The 26,158-nt window shown below is 40.3% G+C and carries 23 protein-coding genes; 4 read left to right on the top strand and 19 right to left on the bottom strand.

The window, feature by feature from the left end:
- Nucleotides 1-62: 62 nt before the first annotated feature.
- Nucleotides 63-953 carry a hypothetical protein gene (locus MJO53_RS14700; RefSeq protein ID WP_224837299.1) on the bottom strand — a complete coding sequence of 297 codons (891 nt, stop codon included), beginning with the start codon at nt 951-953 and terminating at the stop codon, nt 63-65.
- Nucleotides 954-1,120: 167 nt separating this feature from the next.
- On the opposite strand from MJO53_RS14700, the gene MJO53_RS14695 reads away from it, so the two are divergent.
- Both MJO53_RS14695 and MJO53_RS14690 read left to right on the top strand, forming a co-directional pair.
- On the top strand, nt 1,121-1,915 hold the full coding sequence (locus MJO53_RS14695; RefSeq protein WP_252079653.1) for an MBL fold metallo-hydrolase: 795 nt from the start codon (nt 1,121-1,123) through the stop codon (nt 1,913-1,915).
- A 68-nt stretch (nt 1,916-1,983) separates the two neighbouring features.
- Nucleotides 1,984-2,661 (top strand): hypothetical protein, encoded by a 678-nt coding sequence (locus MJO53_RS14690; protein ID WP_224837297.1) that lies wholly within the window; start codon nt 1,984-1,986, stop codon nt 2,659-2,661.
- Nucleotides 2,662-2,686: 25 nt separating this feature from the next.
- On the opposite strand, the gene ettA is transcribed toward MJO53_RS14690, so the two are convergent.
- The 3 genes from ettA to MJO53_RS14675 form a co-directional block, all read right to left on the bottom strand.
- Nucleotides 2,687-4,378 (bottom strand): energy-dependent translational throttle protein EttA, encoded by a 1,692-nt coding sequence (ettA, locus tag MJO53_RS14685; RefSeq protein ID WP_224837296.1) that lies wholly within the window; start codon nt 4,376-4,378, stop codon nt 2,687-2,689.
- Nucleotides 4,379-4,410: 32 nt separating this feature from the next.
- Nucleotides 4,411-4,593, bottom strand: a complete 183-nt coding sequence (locus MJO53_RS14680; RefSeq protein WP_224837295.1) for a CAL67264 family membrane protein — start codon at nt 4,591-4,593, stop codon at nt 4,411-4,413.
- A gap of 66 nt (nt 4,594-4,659) precedes the next feature.
- On the bottom strand, nt 4,660-5,643 hold the full coding sequence (locus MJO53_RS14675) for a Gfo/Idh/MocA family protein (RefSeq protein WP_252079652.1): 984 nt from the start codon (nt 5,641-5,643) through the stop codon (nt 4,660-4,662).
- Nucleotides 5,644-5,706: 63 nt separating this feature from the next.
- On the opposite strand from MJO53_RS14675, the gene MJO53_RS14670 reads away from it, so the two are divergent.
- Nucleotides 5,707-7,335: an acyl-CoA carboxylase subunit beta gene (locus MJO53_RS14670; protein WP_252079651.1), complete on the top strand. Its 1,629-nt coding sequence runs from the start codon at nt 5,707-5,709 to the stop codon at nt 7,333-7,335.
- A 1-nt stretch (nt 7,336) separates the two neighbouring features.
- Here the strand turns inward: MJO53_RS14670 and MJO53_RS14665 are convergent, their stop codons facing one another.
- The 6 genes from MJO53_RS14665 to menC all read right to left on the bottom strand — a co-directional run bounded on the left by MJO53_RS14665 (nt 7,337) and on the right by menC (nt 15,764).
- On the bottom strand, nt 7,337-9,079 hold the full coding sequence (locus MJO53_RS14665) for a carboxypeptidase-like regulatory domain-containing protein (protein ID WP_252079650.1): 1,743 nt from the start codon (nt 9,077-9,079) through the stop codon (nt 7,337-7,339).
- A gap of 91 nt (nt 9,080-9,170) precedes the next feature.
- On the bottom strand, nt 9,171-11,345 hold the full coding sequence (locus tag MJO53_RS14660) for a TonB-dependent receptor plug domain-containing protein (protein ID WP_252079649.1): 2,175 nt from the start codon (nt 11,343-11,345) through the stop codon (nt 9,171-9,173).
- Between the two features lie 9 nt (nt 11,346-11,354).
- Entirely contained in the window at nt 11,355-12,701 is a 1,347-nt protein-coding gene (locus MJO53_RS14655; protein WP_252079648.1) for a M24 family metallopeptidase, read from the bottom strand.
- A gap of 33 nt (nt 12,702-12,734) precedes the next feature.
- A complete protein-coding gene (locus MJO53_RS14650; RefSeq protein ID WP_252079647.1) occupies nt 12,735-13,805 on the bottom strand; it encodes an AMP-binding protein in 1,071 nt (356 codons plus the stop codon).
- Nucleotides 13,783-14,721: a CPBP family intramembrane glutamic endopeptidase gene (locus MJO53_RS14645; protein ID WP_252079646.1), complete on the bottom strand. Its 939-nt coding sequence runs from the start codon at nt 14,719-14,721 to the stop codon at nt 13,783-13,785. The genes MJO53_RS14650 and MJO53_RS14645 overlap by 23 nt, the downstream gene beginning before the upstream one ends.
- Entirely contained in the window at nt 14,712-15,764 is a 1,053-nt protein-coding gene (menC, locus tag MJO53_RS14640; RefSeq protein ID WP_252079645.1) for an o-succinylbenzoate synthase, read from the bottom strand. The genes MJO53_RS14645 and menC overlap by 10 nt, the downstream gene beginning before the upstream one ends.
- Before the next feature lie 45 nt (nt 15,765-15,809).
- Between menC and MJO53_RS14635 the strand changes: the two genes are divergently transcribed.
- Nucleotides 15,810-16,604 (top strand): SDR family oxidoreductase, encoded by a 795-nt coding sequence (locus MJO53_RS14635; RefSeq protein WP_252079644.1) that lies wholly within the window; start codon nt 15,810-15,812, stop codon nt 16,602-16,604.
- Between the two features lies 1 nt (nt 16,605).
- Here MJO53_RS14635 and MJO53_RS14630 read toward each other — a convergent pair whose 3' ends face one another.
- From MJO53_RS14630 to MJO53_RS14590, 9 genes are all read right to left on the bottom strand, one after another.
- Complete coding sequence (locus MJO53_RS14630; RefSeq protein ID WP_252079643.1) at nt 16,606-18,564, bottom strand: histidine kinase dimerization/phosphoacceptor domain -containing protein; 1,959 nt, start codon at nt 18,562-18,564, stop codon at nt 16,606-16,608.
- A 536-nt stretch (nt 18,565-19,100) separates the two neighbouring features.
- Entirely contained in the window at nt 19,101-19,859 is a 759-nt protein-coding gene (locus tag MJO53_RS14625) for a LytR/AlgR family response regulator transcription factor (RefSeq protein ID WP_224837284.1), read from the bottom strand.
- Between the two features lie 33 nt (nt 19,860-19,892).
- Complete coding sequence (gene menA / locus MJO53_RS14620; protein WP_252079642.1) at nt 19,893-20,801, bottom strand: 1,4-dihydroxy-2-naphthoate octaprenyltransferase; 909 nt, start codon at nt 20,799-20,801, stop codon at nt 19,893-19,895.
- Nucleotides 20,802-20,803: 2 nt separating this feature from the next.
- Complete coding sequence (locus MJO53_RS14615; protein WP_252079641.1) at nt 20,804-21,403, bottom strand: SPOR domain-containing protein; 600 nt, start codon at nt 21,401-21,403, stop codon at nt 20,804-20,806.
- A gap of 146 nt (nt 21,404-21,549) precedes the next feature.
- A complete protein-coding gene (locus MJO53_RS14610) occupies nt 21,550-22,386 on the bottom strand; it encodes a S1 RNA-binding domain-containing protein (protein WP_252079640.1) in 837 nt (278 codons plus the stop codon).
- Between the two features lie 80 nt (nt 22,387-22,466).
- Nucleotides 22,467-22,808, bottom strand: a complete 342-nt coding sequence (locus MJO53_RS14605; protein ID WP_224837281.1) for a DUF2853 family protein — start codon at nt 22,806-22,808, stop codon at nt 22,467-22,469.
- A gap of 37 nt (nt 22,809-22,845) precedes the next feature.
- A complete protein-coding gene (gene menD, locus MJO53_RS14600; RefSeq protein ID WP_252079639.1) occupies nt 22,846-24,588 on the bottom strand; it encodes a 2-succinyl-5-enolpyruvyl-6-hydroxy-3-cyclohexene-1-carboxylic-acid synthase in 1,743 nt (580 codons plus the stop codon).
- Between the two features lie 55 nt (nt 24,589-24,643).
- Nucleotides 24,644-25,705 (bottom strand): chorismate-binding protein, encoded by a 1,062-nt coding sequence (locus MJO53_RS14595; RefSeq protein WP_252079638.1) that lies wholly within the window; start codon nt 25,703-25,705, stop codon nt 24,644-24,646.
- Nucleotides 25,686-26,108 carry a PaaI family thioesterase gene (locus tag MJO53_RS14590; protein ID WP_252079637.1) on the bottom strand — a complete coding sequence of 141 codons (423 nt, stop codon included), beginning with the start codon at nt 26,106-26,108 and terminating at the stop codon, nt 25,686-25,688. Before MJO53_RS14590 ends, MJO53_RS14595 begins: the two co-directional genes overlap by 20 nt.
- Between the last annotated feature and the right edge of the window lie 50 nt (nt 26,109-26,158).

Here is a 26,158-nt window from a genome sequence, read left to right as displayed (position 1 = left end):
TAAAAAATGCCCGTCCAAAACAGGACGGGCATTTTTATTTATAATGGTGATAGTGTGTGTGCTTATTTCAACTCGAAGCTGGAAGTACCCAACAATTTCAATTTATTGTCGTACACATTTACCATGTAGTTTCCTTTTTGGAAATCACCACTTGGCTTGTTTATGTAATCACATACATCCAACGCATCGTTCTCATAATAGAAATTGGTTCCTTTGCTGTAAGTAAGAGAACTTCCTTCTTCGGTAGTTTTTGTTAGACCTTCGCCCAACACATTGCCCTGTGGACCAAGAACTTCGATATAAAATTCTCTGTCGCCAGCTTCAGCAATTACGTTGTCCGCAATGGTAAAGCAAACTTTGAATTTATCTGTAGCTCTAGCTCTAGAAGTAGATACCAATTTTCCGCTGTTTCTTTCTTTAATAGCGTCAACACTAATAGTGTTAAGGTTAAGTGCAGAACCTTTTTCAACAGCATCGGCCAATTGCGTGTTCTGGATAATCAATGAATCATTAAAAACAGTTTGTTGCTCCAACTCTGCAAAAGTGCTATCTCTTTGCATGGCCAACAAGCTATTGGATTGTGTCAAGGAATCCACTTGCTTCAACAATTGCTCTCTTTCTTTCTTAAGAACACTTACTTGTCTTCTGTAACGAGAAAGTGTGGCGATATCGGCTTTCATGCTACTTACGGAATCAATATATTTTGCGATATTGTCTCTTGCTGCAACCAACTCCTCGTTAGTGGCGTTGCTTTCCAAAATAGCTTTGTCGTACTCAGATTTCAAGTTGTTCAAATCTTCTACAACCAATTCTTTCTCCTGGGTAAGAGCTTCTGTGGTTTGTTTTTTATCTTGATAAAGACTTACGGTGTAAATAATAGTTCCCAAAAGAACTACACCCAACAAACCAGCAATTACTTTTAATCCGTTATTGTTATTTTTTGTTTCAGTCATAACTTTTTGTTTTAATTGATTCTTCGTTTAAGGTTTTTAATCAATCGCGTTCGGTTTATATACGCAGTGGATGTAACTTTGGATTATTTAGATGTAAATATTCTTGATAAATTATTCTGATTCTTCGGATTATCCCTTAATTTTAAAAGGATTTAAAAGATTGCATCATGAAAAAAAATATTGCGCTTACAACAACAATCTTGTTATTGATTCTTATTGCTTGCAAGGGAAAAGCAGAAAAACAAGAAGAAACCACAGAAATAGAAACCACAATTAAAGCTGAAACCTACTCCCCGGCCAAAATAATACCTATTGAACATGCTACCGCCATTATTGAGTGGAACAATACAACTATTTATATAGATCCCGTTGGTGGTAAGGATGCTTTTAAAGGTCGGCAATCTCCCGATATAATTTTTATTACAGATATTCATGGTGACCATTTTAATGCGAACACGCTAAACGAGTTAAATCTTGAAGGTGTACAGATCATTGCCCCAGAGTCAGTTAAATCACAAATGGACCAAGAATTAGCATTAAAAACAGATACCATGGTCAACGGGGAAGTCAAAGAATTGGCCAACTTTTCCGTAGAAGCCATTCCCATGTACAATTTACGGGAAGAAGCGAAGGATTTCCATATAAAAGGTAGAGGGAACGGATATTTGTTCACCTTTGGAGATGAACGTATTTACTTTTCAGGGGATACCGAGGATATTCCCGAAATGCGCGCACTAAACAATATAGACAAAGCCTTTGTTTGTATGAATCTCCCCTATACCATGACCGTGGAAAGTGCTGCGAATGCAGTGTTGGAATTTAAACCGAATCAGGTATATCCATATCATTATAGGGGCAGACCGGATGTTAGTGATGTTGAAAAGTTTAAAAACTTGGTAAACCAAGGCAATCCCCGTATCGAAGTTGTCCAATTGGATTGGTATCCGAACGAAGCATATTAGTATTGTAAAATATAAAGCTGTTTTTAGCGTTAGTACATCAAACTATTAACCAATAACAAGACTCGAATATGGCTCCCAAATCCCATGTTTTAGTAGTTTTGGCAGTATTTTGTGCCATACAAGCTACCTACTCTTTTCAATGTGATAATTTCTATTCCAAAGTAACCTATGCACTGAGCCATGGAAAAAAGGCCATGGACGCTACCAACTTTGAGCATCAGATGTACTATGCCGAAAGAGCTTTGACCGCTCTTGAAAAAGGTGAAGCTTTTATGGCTGATTGTTCTTGCGACAAGGCTAAGGGCAAGACCGTGGATGCTATGGAAACCTTGGACAAAGCCATAGAACCTGCGGACTGGGAAGCTGGAAGATTTTTTACCAAAAAAGCTTTGGGAGAAATCAACGAATTGATCACTATTTTGGACCAATGTACACTAGGTGTTTCTTCGCCAGTTGTTACCAATGATGATGATACCATAACAACCGATGAATCTGTCGAGAAAGGCCCCGATGGGTCTCAATCCGTGGCAGCCATGGAAATGGAAATGATCAAGGTCTTTAATAAACATGCAGACGATAAGCTCCAATCTGCCGAACAGGCCATAGATCAACTCATAGAACTATCCAAATCCATAAGCTCGTCCCCGGACGAAGTGCAGGACCCGAACAGTTTGGCCGCCCACCAAAGGGCATATTTGGAAAAGGCTAAAAAACTTTTAGAGGAAGGAATCAAAAATCTTAAATAAGATTAATCACTCCTTCCCTTTAACTTTAACGAATCAGTTTTTTGTATTTAATACGCTTGGGCATAATATCCGTACCCAGGCGTTTCTTTTTGTTTTCTTCGTAATCGGAGAAAGACCCTTCAAAGAAATATACTTGAGAATCTCCTTCAAAAGCAAGGATATGTGTACAGATTCTATCCAAGAACCATCTATCGTGGGATATGATAACTGCACAGCCCGCAAAATTCTCCAAGCCTTCTTCCAAAGCACGGAGTGTGTTCACGTCCAAATCGTTCGTCGGCTCATCCAAAAGTAACACGTTGCCCTCTTCCTTTAATGTCATTGCCAAATGCAAACGGTTACGTTCACCACCAGAAAGCATGTTTACTTTTTTGTTCTGCTCACTACCAGAAAAGTTGAATCGGCTAAGGTAAGCTCGTGAGTTGACCTGTTTCCCTCCCATCATAATCAATTCCTGACTATCACTAAAGTTTTCCCAGATGGTTTTTTCCGGGTCAATGTTGGAGTGGGACTGATCTACATAGGCCAGCTTTGCCGTTTCACCAACAATAAACTCCCCTTTGTCCGGGGTCTCCTCTCCCATGATCATTTTAAAAATGGTCGTCTTACCGGCACCGTTGGGACCAATTATACCAACAATACCTGCTTGGGGCAGGTTAAAGTTTAGGTTCTCGTACAATAGTTTATCTCCAAAAGCTTTGCTTACATCTTTGGCTTCTATCACATTGGTTCCCAAACGTGGCCCGTTGGGTATATAGATTTCCAACTTCTCCTCCATCTGCTTTTGATCTTGGCTTAGGAGCTTATCGTAATTTTTTAAACGTGCTTTTTGTTTGGCCTGCCTTCCTTTAGCGCCCTGGCGGACCCAGTCCAACTCTCGCTCCAAAGTTTTTTGGCGTTTGGATGCCTGCTTGCTTTCTTGCTCCAATCGCTTGGCTTTTTGATCTAGCCAGCTAGAGTAATTGCCTTTCCATGGAATTCCCTCTCCACGGTCGAGTTCCAAGATCCATCCGGCAACGTTGTCCAAAAAGTAACGATCGTGCGTAACAGCGATTACCGTTCCTTTATATTGCGCCAAATGATGCTCCAACCAATGTACGGATTCGGCATCCAAGTGGTTGGTAGGCTCATCCAACAACAAAACGTCCGGTTCTTTGAGCAATAAACGGCACAAAGCCACTCGTCTTCGTTCCCCACCGGATAATACTCCTATTTTCTTATCAGAATCCGGGGTACGGAGTGCATCCATTGCAATCTCCAATTTCGTGTCCAGTTCCCAAGCATTGGCAGCATCTATTTGATCCTGGAGTGCAGCCTGCTTGTCCATTAACTTTTGCATCTTGTCGGCATCCTCGTAAACCTCGGGCAAACCGAACATATCGTTGATTTTATTGTACTCGTCCAAAATGGCCACGGTTTCGGCAACGCCTTCCTTTACCACTTCGAGCACAGTCTTATTTTCATCGAGCTGCGGCTCTTGTTCCAAGTAGCCAACGGAATAGCCCGGAGAAAATACCACATCGCCTTGATAGTTTTTATCTACACCGGCAATAATTTTCAATAAAGTTGATTTACCTGATCCATTAAGGCCCAAAATCCCAATTTTGGCACCATAGAAAAAGCTTAGGTAAATATTCTTGAGTACAGGGGTGTTGGCCGTTTTATAGGTCTTGGTAACCCCAGACATGGAAAAAATGACTTTTTTATCGTCTGACATCTACTTAAAATTAAATTGTTTATGAAAAGAGGCTATACCCTGCCCTTTAAGGCGTTGAACACCCAGGCAACAGCTAAAAATCCAATTCCGACAGCAGCAAAGCCCCATCCTGCCACTTCATCATATTTAAAAGCTCCAAGTGCGATCATTCCCAAACCTACAAATATCATAATCCATGTGGCATAGGCCAGCACCGTGTTCTTATTCATTCCCATTATATATTTTTCTGAAGGATTTCAAATATCGTAAAAATAGGGTTAATGCAAAGTGATTATTGTGGATTAAGTTTCAAAAGGGAACGTTATTCCACTTTTTTCCCTGACCGTGTCCAGCAATTCGGACAAATCCAAACTGTTCTGATGTGACCAGAGGTTACTTTCAATCTTGTTCTTTCTTAGACATTTATGTACTTCCAATATCTCATGGTAATAACCGATTCCCGTCATGGGCAAACTAACCTCCTCAACATCATCTTCCCGTATTAAAGAATAGCCATCGGCCTCGTGCCATCTTGATTTTAATAGAAATTGGCCCGTTGTTCCCGATATTTCCGCTTCCAATCTAGATCTGCTGGTAAATCCGCTGTAAAGCATGGCTTGGGCATTTGGATAATCAAAAATCATACTAGTTTGTAGCTCTGTTCCATTTTCGTGAAACTTTGAACTTGCCATAATTTGACTGGGCATACCCAACAATAAATAGGATAAAAAAATAGGATAGATCCCTATATCCAATAAAGTACCCGAAGCTAAATTAGGATTTAGCAATCTGGAGTCCTTGTCCCTGTTCAATGCATAAAAAGCAAAGTCAGCATTTATAAACTTTAAATCCCCTATTTCCCCTTGATCTACCAATTGTTTTACTTGTTGGATAGCTGGGTTAAACCGAGACCACATAGCCTCCATTAAAAACGTATTGTTCTTTTTGGATGCACTTACCTGTTCCATCACCTCCGTCCTATTAACGCCCATTGGTTTTTCACAAAGCACACCGATTTGATGGTTCAACGCACGAACCGACAAGTCTTTATGAAAATTGTGCGGCGTAGCGATGTACACCACATCCACTGTTCCAGATCGGAACAAGGCATCATAACTTCCAAAAACATGTTTAGTTCCATACTCATCGGCAAATTCTTGGGCGCGTTCCATTGAGCGCGATGCGACCGCAGTAACCTCGGCATCATCTACCAATAAAAGGTCCGACACAAATTTTTTGGCAATTTTTCCGGGCCCTAAAATACCCCATCTAATTTTGTTCTCCATATTCATCAAAAGTAATAATTATAACTCCGTATCTTTAACCAACAAATTGAATTATCGATAAGAATGGACATAAACTTCAATAAGAACGAAGACCATAACAAGTTAAAGCTTTCCGAACTAAAGCGGAGATTGGCAAAAGTTAAACTTGGTGGCGGCAAAAACCGTATTGAAAAACACCATGCCAAAGGTAAAATGACCGCAAGGGAACGTATCGATTATTTGTTGGATGAGGATAAGGGGTCGATTGAAATAGGCACTTTTGCCGGTGAAGATATGTACAAGGAGCATGGTGGATGCCCATCTGGCGGTGTGGTGGTAAAAGTGGGTTATGTACAAGGCAAACAATGTGTTGTTGTGGCGAACGATGCGACGGTTAAGGCTGGCGCCTGGTTCCCGATCACGGGGAAAAAGAACCTACGTGCCCAGGAAATCTCCATCGAAAACAAATTGCCCATTATTTATTTAGTGGACAGCGCAGGGGTGTATTTGCCCATGCAAGATGAAATTTTTCCAGATAAAGAACATTTTGGAAGAATTTTTAGGAACAATGCCGTAATGAGCAGTATGGGCATTACCCAAATAGCCGCTGTGATGGGAAGTTGTGTTGCCGGAGGTGCTTACTTGCCAATTATGAGCGATGAAGCACTAATCGTGGACAAAACCGGAAGTATATTTTTGGCGGGCAGTTATCTGGTGAAGGCCGCTATTGGGGAAAGTATCGACAACGAAACACTTGGGGGCGCTACCACCCATTCCGAAATTAGTGGAGTAACCGATTATAAGGCCAAGGATGATAAAGATGCATTGGACAAAATTAAGAACATTGTAGATAAAATCGGTGATTTCGACAAGGCAGGGTTCAACCGGTCCGAAGCCAAGCCCCCAGCTGAAAATCCTGATGACATTTTTGGAATCTTGCCTGCTTCACGAAGCGATCAGTATGATATGTTGGAAATCATCAAACGATTGGTGGACGATTCCGAATTTGAACAATACAAAGAGGGCTATGGCCAAACTATTTTAACAGGTTATGCCCGAATCGACGGTTGGTCCGTGGGCATAGTTGCCAATCAGCGCAAAGTGGTAAAGACCAAAAAAGGTGAAATGCAATTTGGAGGTGTAATCTACTCCGATTCTGCCGATAAGGCCACCCGTTTTATTGCCAACTGCAATCAAAAGAAAATTCCCCTCGTGTTTTTACAGGACGTTACCGGATTTATGGTAGGTAGTAAAAGTGAACATGGCGGAATTATAAAAGACGGTGCCAAAATGGTGAACGCCGTGAGCAATTCGGTAGTTCCCAAATTTACGATCGTGATCGGAAACAGCTACGGCGCTGGGAACTATGCCATGTGCGGAAAAGCCTATGACCCCAGATTTATTGTAGCTTGGCCAAGTGCCGAACTCGCGGTGATGAGCGGGAATTCTGCGGCCAAAGTGCTTTTGCAAATTGAAAAAGCCAGCTTGGAAAAAAGCGGAAAACCGCTCGATACCGAAAAGGAAAAAGAACTATTCGATGAAATAAAACAGCGATACGATAATCAAATATCACCCTATTATGCTGCTGCACGACTATGGACGGATGGCATTATAGACCCAATGGATACGCGAAAATGGATTTCCATGGGGATCGATGCCGCCAACCACTCACCCATTGAAAAAAAGTTTAATATGGGAGTATTACAGGTCTAATTTATTTACTTTGAACAATATTTGAAGTAACCGGAAAGGTAAACAATTGCCGATTAACTCCCTTTACGCCCAAACGAAACACTTTAACTTCTTTGGTTTGCAATTTGCTGCCATAGTTCTGATACATGGTTACTTTGAGATAAGTGGGCGTGAGTTGTTTGTTGCCATGGTAGGTGGCATTTATTTTCCATGTTCCCGGAAATTCATCGTCTAATAAAAAATCGGCCATCGAATAGCCCAGTTCCTTTTCCGAACGAATTCGTTCTGGCATCTCTGTAAGGGTATGCTTCCAATTAAAGTATTGATTGTTGGGATTTACAAACTGTAGATCGAATTCAGCTTCGGAGTCGTTCCATTCAAATACCAATCTAGATGAAAATTCCTCGTTGTACTTATACTTTTTTCGGTTTTCAATCTGCATGGAACCATTGTCCAAAGTAAAAATATTGTACAGCTCTCTTTTCATAATTCTGGACAAATCCAGCGTATCCTTGGGCAACAATCCTTCTTTCTGTAAATATGCATGTCTTGCAAAAAGGGTTGTGGCCGATTTAGCTTCGCCCAAGTTTCGATAACTTTTCGCCATATCTATAAAACTTTGGGCGTAGTCCGGCCGAAGAATATAGACCTTTTTATAAGTTTCATGGGCTTTTTTATAACGTTGCTGGGATTCCAGAACGTAGGCCAACGACTTTAATGCCACTGGGTTGTTGTTGAACAACCTTGCATGCTCCTCCAATATATTATCGGCAAATCCGATATCTTTCCATATATCGTGGAAATAACGATAACTCTCCAATACAAAGTGGTAAGATGCACTATATTTTACTGCTGCTTTCTTATAAATAGCTATGGCCTCCCCTTTGTCCGATGCACTATTTAAGTCTTTTAAATATTGAGGAGCATTATTGAACACCACCTTGCCGTCCAAGGCGTTGTCCCGATATATATTGTTGCGCAATCTTGCTTGATCATAAATTTCTCCATTGTTCTCCCTAGGCAGATCTGTTCCCGAAATGGTATTGATCACCACCACTCCACCTACGCCTATTGTGCCATATTTGGAAAGCGCCGAAACAGAGGGGATAAAAGCCATTCTTTTTACATTGCCCCAAAGCCAACTACAATAAACCTTGGTCATGATTTGTCCATCAACATCGAACACAGCCGTTGCCTCATTGTTGATACTTTGAATTGCCCTCATACTAACCACTAGTTCATCACTCATTGGGTCACATACGGCCCGTACCCCGGCAAATTTTCCCCAAATAACAGAATTGATCGTAGGCGCATTTTTAAAATCGTCCTCATCTGCAATTCGAAGTGAGAAATTAGCAGTCTCTTTGTCCAGAAATCCGAAATATGTTTTTATCAAGTTCTTGTTCTTGTGGTAATCCAGGATTTTCTCTTGATAGGTTTTTCTTTTTTTAGCTGCAACAGTTACCTCTTCCAACTCTTCCACATTTGCGTTCATGGTAACATTTAAAATGCGTGTTACATCCTCAACAAGTATAGAAACCGTATCCATACCCAAATAGGTAAACCTAAGTTCCTCTTTGGGATTGGCCTTAATTTGATATCTGCCCTCTGCATCGGAGGTAGTCCCAAGACCCGAAGTAAGATTGGTTACCGATACATCCGGCAAATAAGAAACTCCGTCCATAATACGGCCGTTTATTTGTTTTTGGGCAAAGGTAATTATCGTAAAAAAGAAACACAGTCCAGTACAAAGTAGTATTCTCATAGCAACTTGAATATTAGAGGTTTACTAAATTTACAAAATATATCAGTAAACCATAGATTACCTCCATGGCTCATTAAAAAAATGGAAATCCTTAATTTTTAAAGGATACTATTTCTTTTCTGCTATTTTGTTGGTCAACGTACAACCAAATTACTTCCCTCGACTGGGATGGGTAGCCAAAATCGGTATAAACGGTACATAACAGTACCAAGGGGTCTGTATTGGCCTTGTCCAAATTGCCCAGATAGTTGATATTGATCTGCCAGAGCCCTTTTAAGTCATCGTAAACCTCAAACTCTTCCATGGCAAAACCAAGGTTAACTTCGTTGGCAATTCTATTCGTATCTTCCATGGATGTATGTTCCCAGTTGAAATATCTATTCTGGGGATTTACAAATTGAATTTGAAATTCGGCTTTGGGGTTGCTCCACTCCAAACGTAAACGAACATTGACCTTCTCGTTATTAAAATAGATATCATCCAATTTGGTTACATTGAGTAGAGTTCTCTTTTGAAAAACAAGATTTTTAATTTCTCGGTTCAAGGATTTTTTGATCGCATCTACCTGCATAGTGCCATAAGCACCACCTTTGGCCAACGTAGCCCACGCATCTAGCGCTTTTTGGTACTCTCCTTTCTCAAAATAGATCTGGGCCTCGGTAAAAAACGGTTGTAGCGCTGTTGGGTCGGCTGTATAAATGGCCTTGTTGAGATAGTTGGCCAATTCAAGTTCGTTTAAACCTCGTGAGGAAAGCTCGACCAATTTTAAGTAATGTATGTCTTTGGGATTCAGCTCCAGTAAATTGGAGATTATCCGGGTGGCCACATTTGCATCCTTGTCCTTGAAAAACTCAAAACTGTCCAAAAAGAAGGATTCATTATCCAAATTGAAGTTTCTAAGTTCTAAATACTTATGGTATGCTGTCTCTACGTTTTGGGCATTTTTCAATGTTTTGATTATCGCAGATTCTCGGTGTACAATTTTAGATTTTGCATCGTAAATATTGTTTTGGACAAGTGCCGAATTTACACTCCCACCTGCTCCTTTTGATTTTAGGGCGTTTTTAGTGGTGATCAAAATTACACCTGCATTGCCCAATGACCCATACCTGTTCGTAGCGGCCAACCCTTTTAAAACCGTAATTTCTGCAACATTGTTTGGGTCAATAAAAGATGCATCGGCAGCATAACCGGAGGACGAATCCGACTGTTGTATAGGGATGCCATCCACTACCACAAGGCCATAAGTGTTGCCCAGCAACGTATTGTTGCTTCTTCCCTTAAATTGTGTCAAGTCTTGATCTCGGCTTAAATTCACATTGGAAAACCGCCCTTGAACGCTTTGGTTTAAATCGGTTTGTATGGGCGTTATCTCTTCACTTCCAATAGATTGCACTGCATAGCCTATACCTTCCTTGCTTTTAAGACCCGTTCCAGTTTCCACCATATCCTTAGTGGTGGATTCAACACGATTCTCCGAAACAATAACTTCTTCGAGTGCAGTTATGTTCGAATTTAAAAATACTTCCAGATTATCTGAAAAATATCCAATGGGGATTTTTTTCATGGTTTTAAAGGACCTACTCGATATTAAAATCGAATCGCCCGGAATACTGGGTATTGTAAAAGCTCCAGTAGCATCTGTTTTATAAATCTCTTGGCTCCCCGTTACTCTGATTTCAATATCAGTTTGTGGAACATTGTCTATGTAAACTTTACCTTTTATGGTTTTTTCTAATGGTGGATCATTTACGGTACTTTCCCTATTTTTTGGTAACATGGCCGCAAAATCCATTAACCGTCCGTTACCTATCAATGCAGATTTTTTAAGTACCTCCACATTTCTGGTCGGCACTGTATTGATAATTACGTTCCCTTTCTTAACCGGTAAGATTACATTGGGCAGCAGGCCGTTGCCATCACTAAAAAAATAAACCTGATCATTCTTAATTGTTTCGGACAGGCCATTATAAATGGTGCCCCCATCTGCTCTGTAATGGGTCAACACCTCTTTAAGCTCGTTCCAGTTGCCATCGGAAATTTCAAAAAACCGTTCTTCAATGGCCGTATTAAATAGAATAAGTTGTACGCTCAGTTCGGGTGAACGGTGGAGTATTTTATCCAATATTTCAAACTCCTTTTCAATATCCCTCTCCAACATGGAAAAAGAAGTGTCCCAACAAATAGTAATCTTGGTATCGGTATTCTCTTGGGAAAATACCAATATAAAAGTCAGGAACGCAATTATCGAAAAGTTTTTTCTCATGCCTTGATCTTAGTTGCCCAAATGATCTTTTACTCTAGGAATCAGCATTAGCTCTGTTTGTCTACCATTAACATAACGAAATCCGTTTTCCCCAAAAAAGCCAGCTTCTTCCAGCATAATTCGTATATCGCGATTCCATTCCGGGATATTCACAGTGGTATTCAACTCAATGGCGTACACCGTGTTTGGATTTAAGGGGTAATTCTCTCCATCGTCCTTCATAACACCTCCTTGGGCATCCCACATGCCAATGGTAGTACCTGCGGAGTGGCCATAACTTCCTAATGGATGGGTGTATATTGCTGGTCGCAGTCCAGCGTTTTTGGCATCTTGCAAGGCCTTGGCCAAAATGTCGTTGCCTACCCTTCCTGCTACCATGTTCTGGGTTAGATAATCCTGCACTCGGTTACCATCGTACAGGGCGTTTACCAAAAATGTTGGGGCCTCGGTTTCCTTTGGTTTTAAAACATAGGCCAATTCCTGACAATCAGTATTAAGACCAAGGTAGCTTATCCCAAAATCGCAATGCAACAAATCTCCCTGTTGTATAATTTCGTCATCTGGCCTTCCGGAAAATGAATATAAATGGCTTACCAATTCTTCACTGGTGCGCTGAACATCCACAGTGGGATGAAACCAGGTCTCTAAACCAAGATCTGTTACTTTTTGACGCATCCACCATTCTACCTCGGTGGTTGTGGTTACTCCCGGCGTAATTACTTTTTCTGAAAAAGCTTCTGCAATTATATCATGGGTAATATCCACGAGTTGATTGAAAATTGTCATTTCCCGAGCAGTACGTGTCTCTATCCATCTAACGGCCAACTGCTCTGCCGACTTTACCCGTGAGTGATACTTTTTGGGAAGATTGGCCATAAACTCATCAAAATCGGTCTTATCCAAACCATCCGCTATATTATGGTCTTTAGAAAAATTTAAACCGATCGTATTAGGGTCACGTTCGGAAATCAACTGCATTAATCGTTTCCATTGGTTTGGCTCTTTGTCCTTGTCCCAAGCGGAGATAATACTTTTGCCCACATTGTAGCGTGCTACGGCCAATCTATCCATGGTATTGTTTTCCTGGTCCCTATAAAAAAGCAGAATGGTTCGTCTACGGGCATTCAGCCATGTGGCCGGAAGCATGGTTTTTAGGACTGGGTCCTCGTTATATTCCCTGGATATAAGAACCCACATATCTATTCCCGTATCATCCATTAATTTAGGAAGCAAATCGGTGAATCGTTCCTCAAGAATTTCATCCACCACACGAGCACGTTCCGCCTCGGGCAGAATTTGTTGGGATAAAACAATAAAAGGCAAGAGTAGAAAAGTAAGGTTGAAGATTTTTTGCATGGTTGATTATTTAACGTTCTGAAAATACAAAACTTAAATAACTTGTTCCAAGGTTTTTTTACGATCTACTTTCTTGGTCGTTGTTTCTTGAAAAGTTTTTACAAAGTAAACTTGCTTCGGCACTTCATATTTTGATAATTCCTTTAAACCTGAAATAGTTCTGATCAGTTCTTGTTCGTCCGAAGGATTTCCTTCGATCACGAGCACTAATTTTTGACCCAATATCTTATCTGGTAAACCTGAGACAAAAAATCGAGAGGAAATGAGTGATTCCAGTTTTTCCTCTATTTTTTCGGGCATCAATTTTATACCGCCGGAATTTATGATAGAATCGAATCTACCGACCCAAATAAAAGTTGTATTACTTAAGAGCTCAACTAGGTCGTTGGTTATGATTTTTGTATCGGTAACTTTTGGAGCATCAATTACAAGGCATCCTCTTTTGTCTTGTGAAACAGTTACATGTGGAAGTGCCTCAAAGTACTTTAAAGAGTTCCCGCTGACGGGTTTTACTGCAATATGGGTTATGGTCTCCGTCATTCCATAAGTTTCAAAAGCTTGCACGGGCAATTGGTTCAATTGCTCCCTCAACTGTAAATCCACCGGGGCACCGCCAATTATCAATTTTCTCACTCTTTGTAAATGGGGCAGGGAATTTTTAACCTGTAAGGGAACCATGGCCACAAAATCGTAAGTTTTGTCCATTTTGGACAAAGGGCTCGATGTGGGCTGAACAAAATCCAGTTGCAATCCGAGTACCATGGCCCGGACCAACATCATTTTACCGGCAATTCCGGTACAAGGCAAACACAAAAGTGCTTTTTGACCTGGTTTTAAATCAAAATATTCTCCTGTGGCCAAAGCGGAATTTACCATATGCTCTTTTTTGAGCTGAATGGTTTTCGGGTTGCCGGTAGAACCCGAGGTATTCACATTTAATGTTTCAGAGTTGGATATCCAATCCAACAAGAACGCCCCGATATCTTTTTTAAATGCTTTTTCTTGTTTTAAGTTATTGGCAAGTTCCTCCAATTGTTGTACGCCGAAAAAGCCTCCATTAAGACGAAATTCTGGATGTATGTTACGCCAAGTCGGATCTACCATCGGTCAGTGCTACAAATTCTTCTTTGGTCTTTACACGACCGAATAGTTTGTCCTTCCAATTCTTCCAACCGTATTTCCTGGAGAAAATAAATAAAAGAATGGGGTAGATCACAAAAACAGGAATTAACACATCCCAACCAAGCACTGGTTCCGAAACGTCCTTATAAATTGAGTCAGTCTGGAACGCAGTCCAATCGGAAGTAACCAACAACGCAGTTATTAAATTATTGGCCGCATGGAAACCTAGCGCAAGTTCAAGCCCTTCATCCATTAAAGTTAAAATCCCCAAGAAGAAACCTGTACCTATATAATAAATCATTATACCGGGGCCCAATTTTTCAACCTCTGGATTGGCAGCATGCATTAACCCAAACAAGGTGGAAGTAATTATCAACGGGACCCATCGATTCTTAGCCATTAACCCTATGCCCTGCATCATATGGCCCCTGAACAAATATTCTTCAAAGCTGGTTTGCAAAGGAATCAGCAATACGGCTATAATAGCCAGCGGGATGAACTTTCCCAAATTAAAGTTTAGCTCATAATTTTCAGGTGAAAAATAAATACCTATTCCAGTGAGTAAAATGGTAATGCCCCCCCATAAACCAAACGCATAAAAAATACGTTTCCAATCAATCTTTTTGCGTGATGTAGTAAGTGAGGTAATGGATTGTTGATGAACCAATAGTGTCCATCCCAACACAACAAAAAAGCCAACCACCAAAGGTGCCAAAAGTATAATCAATACAAGGTTTGTTCCGAATCGATCTATAATCTGTTGCATGGCATCTTCCATACTTATCGGAGAATTTATGGTAGTAATATAATTGAGTACCATAAATGCTATAAATCCAATTGGCAACACCAAATACTTCCAAAGTCCTTCGTTACCTTTATATCCTTGCTCTATATACATATGTTTTTTATTAAATCCATATCCCAGTCTTTTGCTTGTCGGTAATATAATTTGCCTTGTGATACCTCCAACGGACTCTCAATATTGTTGGTGAACAAACTTCCTGTTCCCAAACCTTGAGGCATTGTTGTTTTTAACGAATAGGTAAATTGTGCAATGGCATTGAGCCCAATATTGCTCTCCAACGCACTGGTAATCCACCAGCCTATATTTTTGTTTTCGACAAGTTCTATCCATTCACGGCTCCCCTCTATTCCGCCCACCAAACTCGGTTTTAAAATAATGAATTGGGGTTGTATGGTTTGTAGTAATTCCTGTTTTTTTGTTACATCAAAAATACCGATCAATTCCTCGTCCAAAGCTATGGGCAATGGTGTTGTTTTGCATAACTCCGCCATTGCTTCCCATTGTCCCGCTTTTATGGGCTGTTCAATCGAGTGAATATTAAAGGTTGATAGTATTTGGAGCTTTTCCATGGCTTCGGCTGGTGAAAAAGCACCGTTGGCATCCACACGAAGTTCGATTTCTTCAGGTGAAAAATTTTCCCTTATGGATTTGAGTATGGCTACTTCTTTATCAAAATCGATTGCTCCGATTTTCATTTTTATACAGCGAAAACCATTTTTCAATTTTTGATCTAATTGCCGCAACATAAAATCCACATTTCCCATCCAAATAAGACCATTTATCGGGATCGGGGATTCGTTTTTTGTAAAATCCGAAGGGAACAATTCAAAGCATTTTGGTGATCGAAAGGACAATAAGGCTTGTTCCACGCCAAACTGAATAGAGGGAAACTCCTTTAATTGCAATAAGAGTTCCGCCTTGTTCATGTGTATATTTTGGCAGGTCCAAGCAAGTTTTTCTTCGTAGTCCGGTCGGTCGTCCACACTTAAACCCCGCAAAATGCCACATTCGCCTACACCTATTTTTGCATGGTCCTGCAATATAATGTACCAAGTTTCCTTCTGTATCATTACCCCACGGGAGGTTCCGCTGGGAACTTTAAAATCGAGGGTGTACTTTTTATAGCTTGCTTTCATGAAGTAGGTCAAATTTAAGTATATTTTAAATCTAAAAAAGGAGTTATGGGAAGTATCCATGGAAAAACGATATGGATTACCGGGGCATCATCTGGAATTGGAAAAAGTCTGGCCCTGGAACTGGGTTCGCGATCCTGCAACCTAATTTTGTCCTCTCGGAAAAAGGGCGAACTCGAAAAGGTAAAGGAATTATGCGGAGGTACAGATAACATTGCCGTTCTTCCATTGGATCTGCAAGATCTTGACAAAATGGAGCATTTGGCCCAAATGGCAATTTCCTTTTTTGGGAAGGTCGATATATTGATCAACAATGCCGGAATAAGCCAACGATCGTTGATCATGGATACCAAGCTGGACGTTTATGAACAGCTTATCACTATTAATTATTTGGGCACTGTGGCGCTCTCCAAGGCGATCCTTCCTCATTTTATCCGTAACGGATCCGGACATTTTGTAACTGTTACCAGCTTAATGGGAAAATTTGGTTCTCCATATCGTTCGGGCTACTGTGGTGCCAAACATGCATTACATGGTTTTTTTGATGTGATGCGAATGGAGCATGAAAAAGATGGCGTTAACGTTACCTTGGTTTGCCCTGGCTTTGTACGTACCAATGTTGCAAAAAATGCGTTAACGGCCGATGGCTCTCCACAACAAGAGGACGACGTTGCCACGCAAAATGGGATTGATCCCGAAACGGCCGCCAAAAAAATGATCAAGGACATCGAAAAAGATAAATTTGAAGTTTATGTTGGCGGAAAAGAAGTAAAGGGAATCTATCTTAAGAGATTCTTTCCTAAACTTTTGCATAAAATGGTTTTAAAAAGTCGGGTAAGATAGATCAACTAAAGTTGAACCAAAACCGAACCCCTTCTTGATCCCTGTCCACATTGAGCTTGGATTGAAGCTGGTTCACCAATCTATTGATCAATCGCAGTCCCATCGAGGAGTGTGCCCTCTCATCGCTATCTTCCGGGAGCCCTATACCATTATCGGTATATTCAAAATATCCTTGGTCCCCATTTTTGCGTAAATGGATGTAGATTTTTCCATTTTCGTCATTCTCGGGAAATGCGTATTTAAACGAATTGGAAACCAACTCGTTTAAAATCAATCCAAAAGGAATAGCGCGATCAATGTCAAGTTCGGTTCCTTCGGCATCAATGGTAATACTGATGTTGTGCCCTCCCTTTTTATAAACTGATTGTACGCTATTGATCAAACTTTCAATATAGCCTTGCATTTCTATTACCGAAAGATCATCGTTCTGATATAATTTTTGATGGATCAATGCCATGGCCTTTACCCTACTCTTCCCTTCTTCAAGGGCAACGATTGCCGCTTTGCTCCTAGTGTTCTTGGTCTGTAGGCTCAATAAACTGGAAACCATCTGTAGATTGTTCTTCACCCTATGGTGAATTTCTTTCAGTAAGGAATCCTTTTCGACCAATGAGTTTTCGATAATATGTTTCTGCTCCGCAATTAATCGTTGGTTTTTTATACTCTTTAAATAAGCATACACCAATCCCGCAAAACCTAAAAGGGTAAATATGAGTGAAATAAATACCAAATTAATACGCTCATCTTTGGCTTTCATTTCGCTGCGGGCCAATTCGTTTATCTTTTTTTGCTCATCTATCAATCTTTGGGAATTTTCCAAATCCTCGTTGGCTACTATGGTTACCAGCTGTTGTTTTATCAGTGCCGATTGTTTTTTGGCCAGAGAATCCTTGATCCTTTCGTTTCTTTTGTAGTAGATGGATGCATTCTTAAAGTTTTCGACCTTATCATAAAAAGCGGCCAACAAACTGTTCTTCTTTATCGTTTGCAATACCGATATGTTGTCGAACTCCGTATCGAGGTGTTTTTTGGCCTCGGAAAAGCGTTCCATTTGCAAATTGGCTTCTGCCAAGAAAAGCGTGTTGTCCACAACTTCGGTTTTATCCTTGTTATAAGGTGATTTGGTCAAGGTTTCGATGCTGGATTGCAAAAGTGGCACGGCATCTTCGTAATTGCCCATCATTACATGGCACTTGGCTATATTTCCTTCGATCTCGGCCTTTAACAGCTCGCTCTCGAACATATCCGATGCACTTTTTTGGGCGGTGATATCGTTCATGTAAACGCCCAAGTAGTGATTCGCTTTTTTTAGTTCGCTCAGTGCGGTTGGAGCGGAATCGTCCAATCTAAGGTAATTCCCAACTTTGCTATGATACTTGGCCAAACCGTAGGAGTCGTTGTCCGCAATGGTAGGCTTAACCTCCATAATATATTGGTTCCTTGCTTTTCGGTAAAGTCCAAGGTTACTATATATATCGTAGAATGATACATTGTTCGTAATGCCCAGTTCACGTTTTTGCTTTCGGATCTCTATTTGCTTGTCGTACAGCTGTAGGTTGGCATAATTATCGTCCAACACATCCAAAATTACCTTTTTTGAATCGGTATCGAGTGAATCTTTGATGTCGTAAAGCTCTTTGGCCAACGCGGTACTTTTGTCGTATTCCCCCAGATCGTTGTACACTTGGGCCTGCATTACTTTGTATAGTCGTGTAGCTGTGGTGTCCTCTGTTTTTTGTGCGTTGGACAAATAAATTTTAATGGTATCCAACCAATCGTATGCAGAGTTCACGTTATAGCGATCCAATGAATTAAAAAATACATCGAATCGTTGTGATGGTAGATCGGTATCCTGAAATTCTTTCAGTTTGCTTTCTTCATCAAAGGCAAGGTCCTGCCCCGATGCAGCATAGAAAAAAATTAAAAATACTGAGGTAAATAAAATTACGTAACGTCCCATTAATTAAATTGATACAGTGACCACTCCAGAGGCGGTCCTATATTATTATCGTGCCCTTTTTTCCTTTATTGTCCCGATAGCACTCCAATCCAATAAATGGAATATCCAACTGAATTGCAATGTATGGGGTATATAAAGAACGTTAGTTTGTCCACAAAATTAAATCCCAAGGGAGAGAGTTGCCCACTATTGTTGTGAAACCTATGTTTTCTGTTGTGAAACAATATAAAACATAGGTATATGGGTAATTTATCGATGTTTTGTGCTTTTTATGGATAAATCCGAACAGGACAGAGGCGCTTAAAATTGAAAAAGGCCCTGTTTTTTAGAACAAGACCCTTTTACGAGAACACTATATGAAAATGAAAAAATTACTTTCTTGATTATTACACTGCTAAAGTAGCGGTAGGGTCCAAAGGGAGAAAATTATTGTTGTGAACCTACCAAAAGTTGTGGTAACCCCAAAACTTGATGGCATTGCCAAAAAAAAAGTGCCCTAAAGGGCACCTCATTCTATTCTTTGATTAAGGGGAACGTTAACTGTTCATTGATGAAAGAATAAACTCCTTAAAATCCTTGGAGATCGGAATAAGATTATTGTTGATCATTATATCTTTTGAATTGATGGCATCAATATGGTCCACATTTACGATATATGATTTATGGGCTCTATAAAATTTGTTCTTGGGCAATTTCTCCAAATAATCTTTTAAGGGAGACCGTACCAAAAACTTTTTATCCACAGTGTTAACCTCCAAATACACATTATCAGCCTTGATAAATTGTATGTCGGTAAACTGAATCCTGTAGTACAAGTGTTGTTTCTTTACAAAAATGGAATCTTTTAATACAGAGTTCGATGTGATTTCGTCGGCTGCTTCTTGATTCTCCTCAACTTTTTCCGCGCCTTTTTTGGCATAATTGAAATTTGACAGTGCAATTTCTATGGATGTATAGAGATCTTGTTGTTCAAAAGGTTTTACCAAATAACCATCTGGTTTAACCGTTTTGGCATTTTCCACTGTTGCACGATCCGAGTTCGAGGTTACAAAGATGAATGGAATGTTGTACGTTTCGCGAATATGCTTACCTAGATCTATACCTGTTTTGTCCGAGGCCAAGATGATATCGATAAGTACCAAATCAACATGGTTGTTCTTTAACACATCTACCGCTTGTTCGTACACTATGACATTATCAACAATTTCATAGCCGATTTCCTCTAACATGGACTGCATATCATCAGCAATGATAACATTGTCCTCTACGATCAAAATTTTTATCGGATGTTCCAAGTTCCTTAAAGTTTATTTGGTTGTAAGTCAAATTTACAAAAAAATATTGACTGAAATGAAGAATAAAACCGCTAACAAAAAGGTGCTCAACGCCACTTTCTTAAGTTCGGGGTCCAACCGAACAGGTTCTTTGGTGGCCATAACGGTTCGCAAATGAATCAATAATGGAACAAACGCCAGCATAAAAAAGGATTGTTTCCAGTCAAAACCAATTACAATTATATAAGCTAAAAAGCATAGCAGCGCGGTAAAAATCAAACCAAGATGATAGCGTTTGCCATTCTCAAATCCCATTTTAACGATCAGTGTGTTCTTACCATGCTTTTTATCGGATACCACATCCCTTAGGTTGTTCAGATTTAACACGGCCACGCATAATAGCCCAATTGAAATTGCTGGTAAAATTGAAGGCCATTCCAAGGTTTTGGTGTATAAGAACATACTGCCCAATACACCTAACAATCCAAAAAAAAGAAATACAAAAAGATCTCCCAATCCTCGGTAGCCATAAGCGTTGGAGCCTACCGTATATTTAATGGATGCCCAAATACTTAACAGGCCTAGGACCAAAAAAACGAGGACATAGGCGAAATTACCCGCCCCAAAAGCTAAATAGATGAGAACTACTGCTATGGCCAAACTTATTAGAGCAGAAATGATTACCCCGGCTTTGAGTGATGTTCGTGAGATGGTGCCACTTTGCAAAGCTCTTGCAGGACCAACACGATCTTTGTTATCGGTACCCTTTACCCCGTCTCCGTAATCGTTGGCAAAATTGGAGGTTACTTGAAAACCTACAGTTGTCAAAAGGGCCAAAATAAATATGGACAATTCGAATTGAGCGTGTAAACTGGCCAAAGCAGTTCCCACAATAATGCCCGATAAAGATAAAGGTAGTGTGCGCAGTCTAGCGGCCTGTATCCAAGCCTTTGTTTTTCCCAAGATTAATACGGATCTTCTATTTTAACTCTTTGACCATCCTTATAAGAAGCTACAAAAGCATCGTCAAACCCCATCTGTACCAGTTGCTTTCTAAATTTTTGAGCTTCCTCCAAGGTTTCAAAATTACCCAAAGAATACGCATAAAAAGGGTTGGTTTTTACAAATAATGTATTGGTCAATGCCTCGGACGCAAGTGTTACATTATTCTCCACAAACGATTTAACTTGTACGGAATAGATCATTTCCTTGTTCAAAAACTCTTTGGCCAAGTAAAATTCCTTTACCAAGCTAAGCTCTTCGTTTTGGGATTTTAAATTGTCTATCCTGGCCTTGATCACATCCAAGCTGTCTATGGATACCAAAAGATTTCCTTGGTTCTCAAAAGATTGTTTGCTGCTAAGGCCTGCAGTGAACGAAGTGATGGCCAGCGCACCAATTACAAATAATCCAACAAATCCCATAAGGATGTTACGTTGTAACTTAATTTTGCGAAGATCTTTGTTCTTGTACTTTATCTGATCAAGGAGTCTTTCGTTGATAATTTGGGCCTTATCTATATCCTTATGAAGGTCCAACAAATCGCTTTCTTCAATAAAAGGCATATCCTGGAGGGGGTTATAATTATGCGTCATGCTAAGAGCATAACAACCAATAAGTTAATCTGTATCTTCACAAAAATAAAATATTTAACTAAAGAAAAAAACTTTAGAGCTGCATTAAACACAAAAATCCAAATCCAGATTCCGATCTAGTCTCCCAACAAATGGATCCCATCGTCCTGAATATCGATTTTTCGTCGACGATATAAAATACCAACGCCTTTTTTAAATGCCTTCTTGCTCATGTGCAGTGTGTGCTGTATCTCTTCAGGGGACGACTTGTCGTGCAGGGGCAAGAATCCGTTGTTCTTTACAAGTTTATCAAAGATAAATTTTGCCGTAGGCTCCAACATTTTTGCCCCAATGGGTTGCAGCGAGATATCTATCTTCTTATCATCTCGCACACTTTTTACATAACCTTTGACCTGGTCACCGATTTCTAAAGGCCTATAGATATCGCTATCGAAAACCAGACCTTTGTGACGGTTATCCACGATCACTTCCCACCCCAAAGGGGTCTTACGGTAAATTAAAAGATCTACCTGATCGTTCTGGTCGTACGCAACGCTTTCGTTGGATAAAAATTTATCTACTCTGCTAGATCCGGTAAGACGCATACTTTCCTCATCCATATAGCAATGTACCACATAGCTTTGACCCTCCTCCATTCTGTGGGATTGCTCCCTAAAGGGAACAAGCAAATGCTTCTCCAGTCCCCAATCCAAAAAAGCACCGTATGCCCCGACTTCGACCACTTTTAAATACGCAAATCCGTTACGTACGATTTTTGGCTTTAAGGTAGTAGAAATAGGTCTTTCCGCATTGTCCAAATAACAGAACACATCCATTTCTTGATCAATCTCAAAATCGGACGGAACATATTTATTCGGTAAAAGAATCTCTGTTCCTTCATCATCACCTAAAAAAAGACCTATACTCGTGCTCCTTAACACTTTAAGGGTATTGTAATTTCCCAATTCTATCATAGGGCAAAGGTAGCTGTAAAAAATGGGTATAAAAAAAGCTGTCTTAACAAGGACAGCTTTTAATTTAGTTTTGTGGACGCTTAATTGTAAACGGATTCCTTGCCGAAATGTTTGGCCAACATATAGTAAATTACCGCACGATGTTTGTTTTTTTCAGATTGACCGTATGAATCGATAACACTTTTGATCGATTCCATTAGTGCCGGCGTATCGGCCAGCCCCAATTTTTTGATCAAAAAATTGTTTTTAACCGTTTCCAGCTCCTTATCATCGGAACCTGATACCTTGGAGGCGTCCAAGTTATAGATGGCCGGACCCAACCCTATGGCCACCTTGGTCAGAAAATCCATGTCTGGAGTCTGTCCAAATTTGTTTTTGATGTCTTCTGCGTACTTCTCGATCAATTCGTCTCTTTTGCTCATAATCTGTTAGTGTTCTTTTTTATTTATAGTTAAGGTTCTAAGATATAAAATCGAAGTATCCAAGCAAAATTTTATTGTTCAGTTCACGAGGCGTTCTTATTTCCAATAGTTTAGGTCGGTCGGAAGTTGCATAAAACTCGTTCGTCCCCTTTAAAAGTTCATCCTCGTTTTCGGCAACCAAATAGTCAAAGCCGTACATTTCGGCAAGATGTTTTGCAGATAACCCATGGCTGGTCTCAAAAAAGGTCTCGAACTCCTTTGTGTCCTCTTTCCCCGGCAATATTCTAAAAATACCGCCTCCCGAATTATTGATGAGCACAATCCTAAAATCGGGACGTAAATATTGATTCCATAGCCCATTGCTGTCATAGAAAAAACTAAGGTCTCCCGTTAACAACAAAGTGGGTTCGGCGCTAAAAATTGAACTGCCCACTGCAGTGGATGTACTGCCGTCGATACCACTGGTGCCACGATTACAGAATACCTTCAACGACCTGTCCATTGGAAACAGTTGGGCATATCTAACCGTGGAACTATTGGCCAAATGTACTTGATACCCTTTGGGTATTCCCTTTATAATGTGATCAAAGACCTTAAAATCCGAGAATGGAATTTCCTTAAGGTAAGCATCACGCTTTTTTTCGTATTGATTCTTTTTCCGTTCCCAAAAAGATTTGTATTCGCTTTGTGCGGTTACATCTTGCCCAACTATTTTTTTAAAAAAGAGATTTGGGCCTATTGTAATATGCTTGGTTAGGCAGTAAAACGTATCGTTCGCCTTTTTGGTGTCGATGTGCCAATGTTCTTTGGGCGTATACTCCCTTAAAAAAGCTTTTATTTTTTTGGATACGATCAATCCCCCAAAGGTCAACAATAGTTCTGGTCGCAGTTGTTCGAACAACGTATTTTTCTTCCCGGATTTTTCAATAGGCGCTATGATACTGTCTATACTCTCAAAAAACTCCGGATGATGCAAATTCGAGGTAGTTTCGGTAAACAGCACGGTGTTTGGGTCATTAGCCAGCTTTTGAAGCACTTCATCTTCAATGGTGTTGGGCTGATTTACCCCTACCAGAATCATTTTTCTGGAACTATTGGCCCATGTTTTTGCCAATTCTTCCCAATCTTGATTATCGGATAAGCTCTTGGTCAAGAATTTTTTTTCATCAAGACGCTCTATCGACGGTTCCTCTACCCTTCCGTACAGAGGTTCTTCAAAAGGAATATTGATGTGCACCGGGGCTTTTTCCAAAAACGCTACCGTTAAGGCTCGATCTATTTCTGTTTGATTGAAGGATTGTACTTCTTCCTGACTTTCCCGCAACAACGATTTACCAAATTTTAATATGATATTTCGTGCGTGGGACACATCTTGCTTTAAATTGGCCGAATAGCTTGTATGTTTTTCCAAAACATTTTCTTGGCGAATGGTCTGTCCATCTCCAATATCGATTCGGTATGCGGGTCTATCCGCCGAAATTACAATGAGAGGGATATCGCTGTAAAAAGCTTCGGCGACTGCAGGGTAAAAATTTAACATGGCGCTTCCCGATGAACATAAAACGGCGACAGGTTCCTGCAAGTGTTGTGCCATTCCCAAGGCAAAAAATGCCGCACAGCGCTCATCCACAATGCTGTAACAATTAAAAAAAGGATTTTTTGTGAAACTTATTGTAAGTGGGGCATTTCTTGATCCCGGTGAGATTACAATGTTTTTAACTCCCCTTGATCTAAAGTTCAGAACCAAGGTTTGTGCAGCAGGAATATCTGAGTACATCATGGATTACAAAAATACATCATCTTTGTGGTAATGCCTTAAATTAGATAGCTTCTATTTAAAGGACATTCAACATGGTCTTACTTTTGTTTTGGGTTTCGACCCATTCACTTTCCGGGTCGGATGCTTCGGTAATGCCACCACCAACAAATATGGTTGCATTGTATTTGTTCAATTCCATACAACGAAGGTTTACGTAGAGTGAGGTTTCCTCTTTTGCACCAAAGTTCAATTCTCCCAAAAATCCGGTATAGAACGTTCTTTTATAGTTTTCGTTCTTCTTTATAAACTCTTTTGCTTCGGCCGTAGGAATACCACAGATCGCCGGCGTGGGATGCAAGGCCCTTACTGCCTCTTTGGTTTTAATATTCGGGAGCATGGTTCCCCTCACCTCGGACCTTAAGTGCCATAGTGTACCGGCCCGGACGGATTCGGCATCATCTATTTCCAAATGTTCCATGGTATGGGCCAATTTATCTCCGATGTACTCGGAAACCATTTGTTGTTCATCTACCTCTTTGCTACCCCATTTTGGTACTTCCCCTGCAACGTAAGGGAGTGTCGCTGCCAACGACATGGTGTTTAGCTCCTTGTCTTTTACTTTGACCAATGTTTCTGGTGTGGCACCACACCATGTACCTACCTTTGGATGATGAAAAAGGTAACCAAATGCATGGGGACAGGTGCCCAAAAGGGCCTTGAAAATTTCAAGAGGTGATTTGGTCAACGGTACCTCGATCTTTCTTGAGAGCACTACCTTTTGCAATCTGCCTTTTTTAATTTCCTGTATGCCTTTTTTTATTAAGTCAACATGAATTTCCTTACCATCTTCCACCAAATTTATGTGGGCGGTATGGGCAAGGATCTCTGTTTTATATTTTCCTTTCCATACTTCATCCGGTCTGATCAAAATGGCATCACCCTCGGTATCGAAAGGAGCAAAAAGAAATCCTTTCTCATCAAAATCCTTGGAAACTAAAAGGTCCTTATCTGTTTGAAAAACGGCCTGTAGTTCCTGTTGGTCGGGTTTGCGATATATGGCAAAGGGCAAACCATTTTCAAGGCAGTGAACCACCTTTTCAAAAATTGCTTCGGGTTCTTTATTTTCTAGGTAATGCAATGGTCGTGAGTTTACAATTGGATATCAGGTTTCCTTCCTCGTCCGTTATTTTTATTTCCCATAACTGAGTCGTTCGTCCTTTGTGTAAAATGGATGCCCTTGCGTACACATATCCTTCTTTTATGGAACGCACATGGTTAGCGGAAATCTCTATACCGCGCACAAAAAACTCGTTTCCGTCCAAAAAAACATAAGATGCCGCACTTCCCACACTTTCTGCCAACGCCACAGAGGCACCACCGTGCAAAACACCATCGGGCTGGTGTACTTTTGGTGTTACGGGCATTTTGGCCAAAAGGAAGTTTTCGCCAACATCTATATATGTTATATCCAGAGTTTCCATTAAGGTCCCTTTGCATATCTGGTTGCAAACGGAGAGAATTTTCTCCTTGTGTTCGTTCATCGCTCTACTTTTTTGTAAAATTACGCAAAGCTTTTGCAATATTCATTAAA

Source organism: Flagellimonas marinaquae, assembly GCF_023716465.1.
Taxonomy (GTDB): domain Bacteria; phylum Bacteroidota; class Bacteroidia; order Flavobacteriales; family Flavobacteriaceae; genus Flagellimonas; species Flagellimonas alginolytica.
Note: the sequence above shows the minus strand (reverse complement) of the source record. Positions and strands in the feature narration are given on the sequence as shown.

Bases quoted from the DNA above. Each gene is read 5' to 3' on its own strand.
- MJO53_RS14700 (WP_224837299.1), bottom strand. From the start codon at position 953: ATGACTGAAACAAAAAATAACAATAACGGATTAAAAGTAATTGCTGGT.
- MJO53_RS14695 (WP_252079653.1), top strand. From the start codon at position 1,121: ATGAAAAAAAATATTGCGCTTACAACAACAATCTTGTTATTGATTCTT.
- MJO53_RS14690 (WP_224837297.1), top strand. From the start codon at position 1,984: ATGGCTCCCAAATCCCATGTTTTAGTAGTTTTGGCAGTATTTTGTGCC.
- ettA (WP_224837296.1), bottom strand. From the start codon at position 4,378: ATGTCAGACGATAAAAAAGTCATTTTTTCCATGTCTGGGGTTACCAAG.
- MJO53_RS14680 (WP_224837295.1), bottom strand. From the start codon at position 4,593: ATGGGAATGAATAAGAACACGGTGCTGGCCTATGCCACATGGATTATG.
- MJO53_RS14675 (WP_252079652.1), bottom strand. From the start codon at position 5,643: ATGGAGAACAAAATTAGATGGGGTATTTTAGGGCCCGGAAAAATTGCC.
- MJO53_RS14670 (WP_252079651.1), top strand. From the start codon at position 5,707: ATGGACATAAACTTCAATAAGAACGAAGACCATAACAAGTTAAAGCTT.
- MJO53_RS14665 (WP_252079650.1), bottom strand. From the start codon at position 9,079: ATGAGAATACTACTTTGTACTGGACTGTGTTTCTTTTTTACGATAATT.
- MJO53_RS14660 (WP_252079649.1), bottom strand. From the start codon at position 11,345: ATGAGAAAAAACTTTTCGATAATTGCGTTCCTGACTTTTATATTGGTA.
- MJO53_RS14655 (WP_252079648.1), bottom strand. From the start codon at position 12,701: ATGCAAAAAATCTTCAACCTTACTTTTCTACTCTTGCCTTTTATTGTT.
- MJO53_RS14650 (WP_252079647.1), bottom strand. From the start codon at position 13,805: ATGGTAGATCCGACTTGGCGTAACATACATCCAGAATTTCGTCTTAAT.
- MJO53_RS14645 (WP_252079646.1), bottom strand. From the start codon at position 14,721: ATGTATATAGAGCAAGGATATAAAGGTAACGAAGGACTTTGGAAGTAT.
- menC (WP_252079645.1), bottom strand. From the start codon at position 15,764: ATGAAAGCAAGCTATAAAAAGTACACCCTCGATTTTAAAGTTCCCAGC.
- MJO53_RS14635 (WP_252079644.1), top strand. From the start codon at position 15,810: ATGGGAAGTATCCATGGAAAAACGATATGGATTACCGGGGCATCATCT.
- MJO53_RS14630 (WP_252079643.1), bottom strand. From the start codon at position 18,564: ATGGGACGTTACGTAATTTTATTTACCTCAGTATTTTTAATTTTTTTC.
- MJO53_RS14615 (WP_252079641.1), bottom strand. From the start codon at position 21,403: ATGCCTTTTATTGAAGAAAGCGATTTGTTGGACCTTCATAAGGATATA.
- MJO53_RS14610 (WP_252079640.1), bottom strand. From the start codon at position 22,386: ATGATAGAATTGGGAAATTACAATACCCTTAAAGTGTTAAGGAGCACG.
- MJO53_RS14605 (WP_224837281.1), bottom strand. From the start codon at position 22,808: ATGAGCAAAAGAGACGAATTGATCGAGAAGTACGCAGAAGACATCAAA.
- menD (WP_252079639.1), bottom strand. From the start codon at position 24,588: ATGATGTACTCAGATATTCCTGCTGCACAAACCTTGGTTCTGAACTTT.
- MJO53_RS14590 (WP_252079637.1), bottom strand. From the start codon at position 26,108: ATGAACGAACACAAGGAGAAAATTCTCTCCGTTTGCAACCAGATATGC.